This is a genomic window from uncultured Granulicatella sp. (assembly GCF_963515615.1).
In the GTDB taxonomy this organism is placed as follows: domain Bacteria; phylum Bacillota; class Bacilli; order Lactobacillales; family Aerococcaceae; genus Granulicatella.
Map to the genome: position 1 here is coordinate 1 of NZ_CAUPZT010000052.1, position 10032 is coordinate 10032.

The 10032-nt window shown below is 30.9% G+C and carries 10 protein-coding genes; all 10 read right to left on the reverse strand.

Annotated elements, in window-relative coordinates; all coding sequences use genetic code 11:
• Window positions 1-18: 18 nt before the first annotated feature.
• The gene (locus RYL55_RS07445; protein ID WP_315008324.1) at window positions 19-837 is read right to left on the reverse strand and encodes a hypothetical protein; all 819 of its coding nucleotides are present in this window, start codon (window positions 835-837) and stop codon (window positions 19-21) included.
• Between the two features lie 521 nt (window positions 838-1358).
• Entirely contained in the window at window positions 1359-3257 is a 1899-nt protein-coding gene (locus tag RYL55_RS07450; protein ID WP_315008326.1) for a site-specific DNA-methyltransferase, read from the reverse strand.
• 112 nt (window positions 3258-3369) lie between these two features.
• Window positions 3370-4494 carry a PD-(D/E)XK nuclease family protein gene (locus tag RYL55_RS07455; RefSeq protein WP_315008328.1) on the reverse strand — a complete coding sequence of 375 codons (1125 nt, stop codon included), beginning with the start codon at window positions 4492-4494 and terminating at the stop codon, window positions 3370-3372.
• A gap of 109 nt (window positions 4495-4603) precedes the next feature.
• Window positions 4604-5443 carry an amino acid ABC transporter substrate-binding protein gene (locus RYL55_RS07460; protein ID WP_315008330.1) on the reverse strand — a complete coding sequence of 280 codons (840 nt, stop codon included), beginning with the start codon at window positions 5441-5443 and terminating at the stop codon, window positions 4604-4606.
• A 10-nt stretch (window positions 5444-5453) separates the two neighbouring features.
• The gene (locus RYL55_RS07465; protein ID WP_315008332.1) at window positions 5454-6083 is read right to left on the reverse strand and encodes an amino acid ABC transporter ATP-binding protein; all 630 of its coding nucleotides are present in this window, start codon (window positions 6081-6083) and stop codon (window positions 5454-5456) included.
• 10 nt (window positions 6084-6093) lie between these two features.
• The gene (locus RYL55_RS07470; RefSeq protein ID WP_315008335.1) at window positions 6094-6735 is read right to left on the reverse strand and encodes an amino acid ABC transporter permease; all 642 of its coding nucleotides are present in this window, start codon (window positions 6733-6735) and stop codon (window positions 6094-6096) included.
• Between the two features lie 779 nt (window positions 6736-7514).
• The gene (locus tag RYL55_RS07475; protein ID WP_315008337.1) at window positions 7515-8684 is read right to left on the reverse strand and encodes a hypothetical protein; all 1170 of its coding nucleotides are present in this window, start codon (window positions 8682-8684) and stop codon (window positions 7515-7517) included.
• Window positions 8685-8741: 57 nt separating this feature from the next.
• Window positions 8742-8930: a hypothetical protein gene (locus tag RYL55_RS07480; RefSeq protein WP_315008339.1), complete on the reverse strand. Its 189-nt coding sequence runs from the start codon at window positions 8928-8930 to the stop codon at window positions 8742-8744.
• Window positions 8931-9071: 141 nt separating this feature from the next.
• Window positions 9072-9713: an SdpI family protein gene (locus tag RYL55_RS07485; protein WP_315008341.1), complete on the reverse strand. Its 642-nt coding sequence runs from the start codon at window positions 9711-9713 to the stop codon at window positions 9072-9074.
• A gap of 1 nt (window position 9714) precedes the next feature.
• Window positions 9715-9981, reverse strand: a complete 267-nt coding sequence (locus RYL55_RS07490) for a metalloregulator ArsR/SmtB family transcription factor (protein ID WP_006702616.1) — start codon at window positions 9979-9981, stop codon at window positions 9715-9717.
• Window positions 9982-10032: the final 51 nt, after the last annotated feature.

The following is a 10032-nucleotide window of genomic DNA, read 5'->3' on the forward strand; positions in this document are numbered from 1 at the left end:
ACATTGGTTCTCTTTTTTTTATTCTTTTTTGTCACAAATGTATGATACCCTAACACTATCCAAACCATTAACCATTGTAAACTTATCAACCTCTAGCTCTCTTAAAATCTCAATATACTCTGTTGACAATTTTACTATTTTCGAAGGTTTTATTTCTTCTGGTTTTTGAAATTCTTGATTAATATCAGCTAATGCTTTCTTGCGCTCTTTATCTTTTGATCCCTCATCTATCGTATCATATAAATCTTCAGACATATTAAACGCTTCAATTGCTATTTTTTTATTGTCATTTTTTAATGTGTTGTCTAATAACCAAGTCCTATCTAATATACGTATATCTATACCATATTTATTTCTTAATTCATCTTCTGCTTCTGCTCTCTTTTTGTCAGAAACAAATTGATTGGTCATAAAAAATATTTTTTTGTATCCTCTTTCCAGATTTTCATTAGTTTCAATTATTTTTTTTACATCTGACTTAAATTTTTGTTTCCAATTTTTCTTTGCACTAATTGCAAAAGCCCATCTTTCACTATTTGCTGAGTCACTATATCCTACTAACCATCTCTCTGCTATTGTCTCCGCTACAGGAAAAGTCTCAGAATCTACCTTGCTGTCTCCCCCTCCTGTTGGTCCAGTTTGAGGAAGTAAATTAGGACAAATAGTAACTTCTGCAATACCTTTACAATATTTTTCAAATTCTTTTTCTCGACTCTGACTAGTTAAAGATTCTAAAAAATAAGAGAAGAAATCTTCTGAAAATTTTCCTTTTTTAACAATTTTTGAATCTGAAAATAAATCAGGGTGTATTTTTTTATAAAAATTTTTTTCATCCATTTACATCACTTCCTACAAAATATTACTTCCTAATATATTTACATTAGATTATTAACTCAATTAAACTCAGTTACCATGAAAAATTAAAACCAAACACTTTAATTTCAGTTTTGTACTATCTTTTATATAAATTATTTTTCTCTAGTAAAGGACTTAAAATTTAGCGTTCATCGTTACTATCTGCCTCTGTCATAATTATGACATGATACTCTGATGTAATTTCTTAAGCAATGACAACAGTTCTAGAACTCATTATTTCTTTCAAGCTGATAAATTGCTAATTATATCGTCTGTAAAATTTATATCTGGAACATTAGAATATTTTGAATTCTTTAGAATATGATTTTTCTCTATTAACCTTTTCTTTCCAATTATCTTAATAGAATAATCTAATAAATAGTTAAAATAATTTATAAATTAACAGAAAAGTAAGAATCCTTTTTCAAAAAAATAATCTTGCTTCATCACAATCCATATCTGTTATAAAAATTTTATTATCTAAAGTCATAAATTTCACCAAATTATAAATAGAATATTGTATTTAATTGTTTTTCCTTTTCAGAAATATTATTATCAACATCATTGATATCAGAATAATTAACATATAAATTATTTTGATCTATTAATTCTACTAACAGTTGTTTCTGCTCAAATAAACTCAAATTATTGAATTCTTCCTTATGAAGTTTCTTTGCGTCTACTCTATAAGATAGGAATGAAGATTTTTTTACTTTTTCAAGTAATTCTACCAATTCTTCAGAACTTAATGCATTTTCAACCTTATTTAAGAAATCTTGTGCATCATTTTTTAATTCGCAGTAAACAAAGGAACCTCCACCTTGCCATTCAACATCTTTAGAAATTCCTCCTTGTTCACCGGCAATAACCTTCTTCAATCGTTCTACTGATACTGTTTCAATATAATCCATTTGTTCAATACCGATATATTGACGATTCATTTTATGTGCAACAGCTTGTGTAGTTCCGCTCCCCATAAAGAAATCAAGAATAATATCACCTTCAACAGTTGTTACATTCAAAATTGTTTCTATCAATTTTTCAGGCTTAGCATATGAAAAATCATCTCTAGTAAATAATTCAGTTATTTCTACATTACCAACTTTATTCTTTGTATTAACTAATAGATTATAAACAAAATTTTTTACTAGAATATCGCTGCTAACATACGAAAGCTTGTTATTTTTAATATCCTCATCCTTAAAAACTCTTCTGAAAGGCTTGTCACCTTTCATGAATTCATAATCATCAGGAAAACCAATTCCACCTTTTTGATACCAATCATCAAATGTACTTTTCGAAACTGCCCATGATCTTTTAGGATTTACTGGATATTGCTTACCGGTTTTGGGATTAATCATCGTAAAATCAGAATTCGGTCTTTCTTTTACAGTTGTTTGCTTTGTTAAGTCAGCTGTGCGCCATGGACGATTAGGAAAATCAGGTGTTGTATAATACTTACGTTCAATTTTACGTCCAACAATAGCTTGATTTTCAGCTGCTTTAGTATAAACTAATATCCAATCAAAATCTTGCGAAAAATTAAATGGAACATCCGATTTACCATCTCGGATTTTTCTTGGTAAAGTTCCAATAAATTTATCCTTTCCAAATATACTGTCACACAAAACCTTAAGATAGTGCATTCCATCTTCCCCTGTATGAATCCAAATTGAACCTTGTTCGTGTAGTAATTCCTTTGCTACTTCTAATCTATTCTTTAAAAAAACAAGCCAAGTAGACATTTTGAAATTTGAATTATACTTAAATGAATCTCCAATATTTTTTTTAAAATAATATGGTACATCAATGTAAATAAGTTTAACTTTTCCGGAATATCTTTTTTTCAAACTATGCAGAGCAATTAGATTATTACCTTTAATGATTAAATTATCTGTATCCTCAATACTTTCAACTTCGTGTTCGCCTTCTTTATCATAACGTTTAAAGTTTGTTAATACTTTATTATCTAATAAGCGATTAATTTCATTAGGAGCAAGTGTTTTATTGAAGAATACTTCTTGTCTCTTGGTATCTTCCTTTGTTTGTCCACCTTCAAGAATACAATCTTTATAAGGAAAGTTTAATACAACGTCATTATTTTCTGATATATAGTCTCCATTATCAGTTCCTAATCCAATTTTAGTTTTATATGCTGTATAACTATCTGGAAAAAATTCTTTATTATTTAAAAATTGTAAAAAAACATCTTTTTTGAATACAAGAACTCCATCTTCTAAAGTAGTAAAGAAATGATTTTTAACATTTTCTTCCTTCATCAATAGATTAAGAAGTTTTGCATCATATTTTCTGGCAAGTTCTGATAATTTATTTTTATTTAATGTACCATTTACTACAAATTCTTCAACATTCATTAATAGATTTGACAGTTCCGTTTTCATATAACTCCTCCTGTAATTTTATTTAAGGTTATTATATCATAAGGTTTCAATAACTGTATGAGGTAATTAGAATAATTTTTTTTACAAAAAGACGGCTCACGCCGTCTCCTTACTACCCAAACGTCAAGCCGTTCATTATCTTCTCTTCTGCAATTTTCATTTGCTTCATTAACTCATCAATAATGGCATCATAGCTAAAGTCCTCTATTTTCCAGTATTGATAACAATGGCAATATTTAGCTGCTACATTCCCATACTTACAATAGTTATTTCTCATTTTGGAAGTGCGATTTTGTTTTGCGATTTCTTCTGCGAAGTTTCGTTTGAAGTAATCACATTCGTACAATTTCTCAATCACCGTTTTCTCGTTATAATTACCTTCTTGCGAAGCTCCTCCATAAATTCTAAATTGGTCTCCTTCTATTTGCACGCCAATCATGCCAATTTCTTTTATTGGATCTTCATCGATTCTTTGAGAGAAGACGATACTTAGGGTTGGTTTCTTATGGTTGAAGCTAAGTCCACAGACTGGTTTTGCCCAATCTTTATATGCTTCAAAAGTTAGTCGTTTATAAATTTCTTCCATAAATTCTGATCCTTTTAGTTTTACATAAATATCAGAATAGCGTATTTTTTCTAAGTCTTCATCTCCAATGATGTATTTGCTTTCATTTTGCTCCATTTTGCTTTGGAATAAGTCATAGAGTACTTCGATGTCTTCTGCATATTGTTTGATATAGTCTGCAAAATCCATTGTAGCATGTTGTTGTTGGATATTTTGAATTCTTGTTGCTATTTCTTGGTAACTTAAGAATGACCATTTCCCTAATTCTTGAATATCTAGTGATGCATATAGTCCTGTTAGAATCCCTGTGATTGGTAATTCTTGTTTCCCTAATTCTTCTTCATATCTCATCAATTGTTCTTTTGTTGGAATGGATTTGATTTTGTTTTCAATAATGAGTACTTCAGTTACATTCGCTTTGTTTTTATACGTAATCGTTAGATCCACATGTTTCTTTTCTCGTTCGACTGAGACGAATGTACATCCTTTTTGATAAAAATCAGGGATAAATACTTCGATAAATGGATGTTTTCCTTCAACTTCTTGCTCTAGTAACCATGCCCAAAAATTGGAATGAGATAATTCCTTCCCACTTAAGGAAATGGCAAATAATGGGGAACGGTTGAGTCGTTGTAATTGTTCTTCTATGATACTTGTTGTTTTCTGTTTCATGTCATTATCCTTTAACTTTGTTAGTACCTTAAAGTTAACAGATTCGCTGTACGATTTCAATGAATGATGCAAAAAGACACCTACTTCTTAGTAGATGCCTCTAAATTTCTTATTTTTCACCTTTGACTTCTGTTGTAGCGATATTTTCGCCAAACCATTTTTGGCTGATTTCTTGGAATTTTCCTTCTTGGTATAAGGCTACAAATGCTTGGTTAAGTTGTTCTTGTAAAGTTTTATCACTTTTACGTACTCCTACCGCAAAGGATTCACTTTCAAATCCTGCTGGAAAGATTTCGTAGTCATCTATAATGCCTTCTGAAACGAGGTAATAATTCGCATAAACTCGGTCAATTAATAATGCATCAATGCGGTCGTTTTTTAAGTCAATGAGTGCTTCGTTAAAGCTTTGATATTGATCTGCATCATGATTCTTTACGTGATTTTTTAACAGCTCCGGTTGTGCTTCAAAATCCAAATATCCAGATGAACCTGTTTGAGCACCTAATACTTTATCCTTCATATCTTCAACAGTTCTAATATTACTAGACTTCTTGCTGACGATGACTTGTGTATTTTGCATATAGGGAATCGTAAATGCTACTTTTTCGCTTCGTTCATCGGTTGCTGAATAGCCATTCCAAATAGCATCTATTGTTCCGTTTTGTAATTCTGTTTCCTTCATATCCCAATCAATCGGTTGAAAATAAATTTGGATGCCTAATTTCTTAGAAACTAGTTTTGCTAGGTCGATATCAAATCCTGCATATTGTCCATTTTTCTCTTCATATCCCATTGGAACAAATGTATTATCGAATCCTACTGTAATACTGTTTTGTTGTTGATATTTTTCCCAATTATCTTGTTTCGGGTCACTAGCTTTTTGTGTACAAGCCATGAAGAGGATGCTAAGACTGCATGTAAAAAATAGTAAGAATTTCTTTTTAATCATAAACTCCCTCCTATTTTGGTTCCACTTTTAATAATTGGTCAGCAATATTTTCAGCAAATTGCAAGTCATGGGTTACAACGATTTGAGTCATTCCTAATTCACGGTTTTGTAGAATTAATTTTTCAACTTCTAATCGTAGTGCTGGATCTAATGCTGAAGTTGGTTCGTCATAGCCAATAATTTCTGGGTCAATCATCATCGCTCTTGCGAGTGCGACCCGTTGTTTTTGTCCTCCTGATAAGGAATAAGGATAGACATCTGCATGTTCGGCTAACCCTAGTCGTAGTAATAATTTTCTAGCTTTTTCCTCTGCTTCGTCTTTTGCCATGCCCATCATTTTGACTGGAGATAAGGTTAAGTTGTCTAATACAGATAAATGTGGGAATAATTGAAAATCTTGGAATACAAATCCTAATAAGGGACGTTTTTCTAATTCATCTAATGGAACTAAGTTTCCATTATAATAAATTTCTCCGGAATCAATCGTTTCTAATCCTGCTAACATTCTTAGTAATGTTGTTTTTCCTCCACCAGAAGGCCCAACGATTGCTAGTATTTCTTTTTCTCGTATCGTTACATTAAAGTTTGACAAAATTTTCTTATCGCCAAAACCTTTACTAATATTGCGTAATTCTAACATTGTTCTCCTCCTAACGGTAATAACTGAATTTTTTCTCAACACGTTTTGCAGCAATCGTAATAGCCCCAATTAAAATTAAGTAAATCGCTCCTGCTAAAAACATTGGCACTAAACTAGCATCCCGATTAGCAGCTGTACGACTCGCCAAAATTAAATCGGAAATTCCTAATGCGTACACTAATGATGTATCTTTTACTAAACTCATAATTTCATTAAATACACTAGGTAACACGATTTTAGTCACTTGAGGAAGAATTATATAACGAACCGTTGCTATTGGTGTGAATTTTAACACTTTAGCCGCTTCATACTGACCTTTTGGAATCGTATCAATTCCCCCACGGAAAATTTCAGCAAAATATGCTGCATAATTCAACGTAAACGCAATAATCGCAGCAGGAAGACGATCTATACGAATGCCTACACTAGGTAATACATAATAAATAAAAATCAACTGAAGCAATAACGGCGTCCCGCGCATAATCCAAATATAAATATGAATCACATAATGGAGGATCTTCCAATGGACTTGCAACACAAACGCAATCACAACTCCTAAAGGAATTGAAAATAATAAAACAAGTACAAACACTTGTAACGTCATAGTTGCACCATTCAATAAACTTGGTAATATCTCAAATAAATAAGACATACGACACCTCCAAAATAAATATTGTTCGAATTATAGCATATTCAATGATAAAATCAAGGTATTTTCAAAAATGTTTTCAGATTTTTTCATCGAATGAAAAATGACATCTGCCTTTGCGGTAGATGCCATGGTGGTTTATATTCTAATTTCTCTTACTGTTCTTGCTTTTGTTCTTCAATTGTTTTACTAATTTTCTCAACTCTTTCATCACTTTTACGAATTTCTTCTTGTGTGAAAAGTTCTTTTCAAACGTCTTTCCAATTACTTCCTATATCATTAGTATGATACATTTAGTTTCCTCTTTTCTTTCAATCTAAAATACCCATAAATTAACTATTAAAACTAAATGAAGCAGCAATCTAATAATATGATGCGACAAATGAACTTTCTTAAGACTCTTTCTTCTATCCACAAAAAACATGAGCGAAATCAATAACAACAAACAGGAAATTACTACTTTAATAATGATATTCGTATAAAAGAGATGAATCCCTGCAAAGAATGTTAACAATACAACTAGTAGAATTGAAGGAATAGATATTCCTAACTCATTTTTATAAGCAAAAAATGCTAACATACATAACAATAAACTGTAGACAAAAAGTGTGATGTTCATAACTAGTTACCTCCTTATTCTTTTAATTTAAAATTTTTTTACACTTAAAAATATAATATTATTAAGAACAAAAGTTAATCATCAATACGAATAATTGCTTTAAATTACAAAACAAGCCCCTAGTTCATTCTAGGAGCTTGTAGTTATATATCACTTTTCATCTTCATTCAAATTCAACATAATGAATTTCTGAATTTTCGTTTCGGAATGTTTCACCTTTTGGAATGTCTTTTGTATCTTTCTTAAAAGCTATCCATGCCATGCCTTTTTCTGATAGGAATACCATGCTTCCATCATAGTCATATTCATGTTGATATTGTAAGTCAATCAAACGATAAGGTGTTTTGTATCGTCCTGATTCAGTATCAGTTGCTGAGAAACTCATGAATCCAAGGCGATTTTGTTGGATAAATCCTGTGCTTGTATATCCATAGACCCAATCATATTTCTTTTCTGCTTGATTGACGTGGTAAATGGTTCCACTCTTTAAATCTGTGCCTAGTGAAACATATAATTCATGTTGATCCGTAAATAATTGATTGAAATGTTCTGTTGCACTTTGATGCGTCAACGTTACTTCTTTCTCTCCACTCTTCATATCGTATTGAACAACTTCTGAATGGTTAGCACTTGCATCATAACGAATATAATAAAGTTTTCCATTGAATTGAATCGGTGAAAAAGTATTTTGATCAATGACTTGATCTTTCATCGTTGTTGTTTCCAATTGATGAAGCGTATTTAAAGATGTATCCTCTTTACTATCCTTAACAATATTAAATACTAACTTCGAATCTTCTGTAAAGAATGCTGTAATATGATGAACTAGTGGCATCTTTTCATTCTCTTTGACAGTTGTAACTTCACCCGTTGTACGATTCAATAAGTAGAAGTTTGCATTTCCTTTTGAGGCTGTATATTCCTCAAAAAATACCCAATTTTTGTCGACTGCTCGAACACATTGATGGGAAACTGTTGCATCACTCATTTCATGAACCAATGAATAGGTATTTGTTTTTAAATCAATTTCCAAAATTCCAACATGATCCACACTTCCGTATAATTTTCCATCCTCTAATAACATTTGCGGAATAAAGTCTGGATACTCATCTGCATAATGAGAAACTACACTCTTGTCTCTAAACGTTTCATTGAATGAAACAGTATTAAACTGATTACTTCCTTTTCCTAATTGAAAGTTAGTGGTTTTATTTTGTTCCACTGTTGTAACACTTTCTTGAACCGTTGTTTCTTGTGTATTTTTCTGTTGACCACAAGAAGCTAAACAAATACTTAACAATACAATACTAACTACTCTATATTTTCCTAACATAAAGACTCCCCCTATTACTGTTAAATAAATGAATGTAACCCAATTCTTCTACCCTCCTTAACTTTTTTGATGTCTAATTCCAAAAATAATGGAGATGATGCAAAGAATAACACCTACGACAAACATAGGTAATTCAAACTCCTTAACTTCTTCTATAAAAGGAATGACATACATACTTAATTCAATACATATCACTCCTACTACAATAGAAATACCAATTAATAATTTTTGTCCTTTTTGCATCATAATCTCCCTTCTTTAACTTGTTATCGTTTTCACGTAAAGTATAACGCTCCTTAAATTAAAAATCAATGTGAAAAAAAAACTTTTCTCCGTAGTAATTGAGAATATTGCCCAAAACTATTACGAAGAAAAGTCATTTATCCTTTATTTGCTAATTTTATACGAATACACCATAGTAATGCCAATCGTTAGTACTAAAACAATACTTACAAGAAACAATGCTAATTTGTTTCCCGCAAATAATGAAATTAAGATAAAGATTACACCAGAAACCATGCTCGCAAATCCAAAGAATCGTTGTGTTTTTCGAAAAGCTTCATCTTTATTCATAATCCATGGAACACGGAATCCAAAGTGCTTATTCGTTTCTTTGATTTTAGGACTTACATTTCCAATAAATATCATAAATAATCCCATAAGAAATGCAAGAAAACGTACCTTTTGTGTACCTATGCTAACTCCTGTCAAAATTAAGACAAATTGGAAAATGGCAATAGCGTTAAACAATAATAATGTGAGTCTAAAAATATAACGGCTAATTTCCTTATTTTGACTTCCGACTAATTCTTTATCATCAATCCATTTCATCAAACCAGATAATAATAGAATGAGGATTGGTAATATTAGAATCGTCCAACGTGAACCTGTTGCTACAACATTTCCTTCTAAGTCAAAACGAGTGGCAATTGTCTCAGGTGCATACCAAACAACGCATAAAGCAAGTAATATAGGTAAAAAAGTCAAAATGACATCTAATAAATAAATTTTTCTTTGTTCTACTAACATATTATTTTCCTCCAATAATTGAATTCATCCAAACAATTGCCTCTTCTAAAACCGTTAAATTTAATTCATAATAAATAAAGTTTTTTTCCTTTGTTTCATAAATTAAATCCGCCTGTTTTAATTTTTTTAAATGATACGACAATGCTTGTGGTGTGATTTGTAAGCTCTGTGCTAAGTCTCCAGTATTCGTTCGTCCCTGTCGTAAAATTTCTAAAATCTTGCGACGATTTTCATCCGATAATGCAGACAAAATATCATTTACAGACATATAATCATCTCTTTCTATTTAAAATTTTCTTTAAATAGATAATACTCCTTC

Bases quoted from the DNA above. Each gene is read 5' to 3' on its own strand.
- RYL55_RS07470 (WP_315008335.1), bottom strand. From the start codon at position 6,735: ATGTCTTATTTATTTGAGATATTACCAAGTTTATTGAATGGTGCAACT.
- RYL55_RS07450 (WP_315008326.1), bottom strand. From the start codon at position 3,257: ATGAAAACGGAACTGTCAAATCTATTAATGAATGTTGAAGAATTTGTA.
- RYL55_RS07460 (WP_315008330.1), bottom strand. From the start codon at position 5,443: ATGATTAAAAAGAAATTCTTACTATTTTTTACATGCAGTCTTAGCATC.
- RYL55_RS07480 (WP_315008339.1), bottom strand. From the start codon at position 8,930: ATGATGCAAAAAGGACAAAAATTATTAATTGGTATTTCTATTGTAGTA.
- RYL55_RS07455 (WP_315008328.1), bottom strand. From the start codon at position 4,494: ATGAAACAGAAAACAACAAGTATCATAGAAGAACAATTACAACGACTC.
- RYL55_RS07475 (WP_315008337.1), bottom strand. From the start codon at position 8,684: ATGTTAGGAAAATATAGAGTAGTTAGTATTGTATTGTTAAGTATTTGT.
- RYL55_RS07485 (WP_315008341.1), bottom strand. From the start codon at position 9,713: ATGTTAGTAGAACAAAGAAAAATTTATTTATTAGATGTCATTTTGACT.
- RYL55_RS07445 (WP_315008324.1), bottom strand. From the start codon at position 837: ATGGATGAAAAAAATTTTTATAAAAAAATACACCCTGATTTATTTTCA.
- RYL55_RS07490 (WP_006702616.1), bottom strand. From the start codon at position 9,981: ATGTCTGTAAATGATATTTTGTCTGCATTATCGGATGAAAATCGTCGC.
- RYL55_RS07465 (WP_315008332.1), bottom strand. From the start codon at position 6,083: ATGTTAGAATTACGCAATATTAGTAAAGGTTTTGGCGATAAGAAAATT.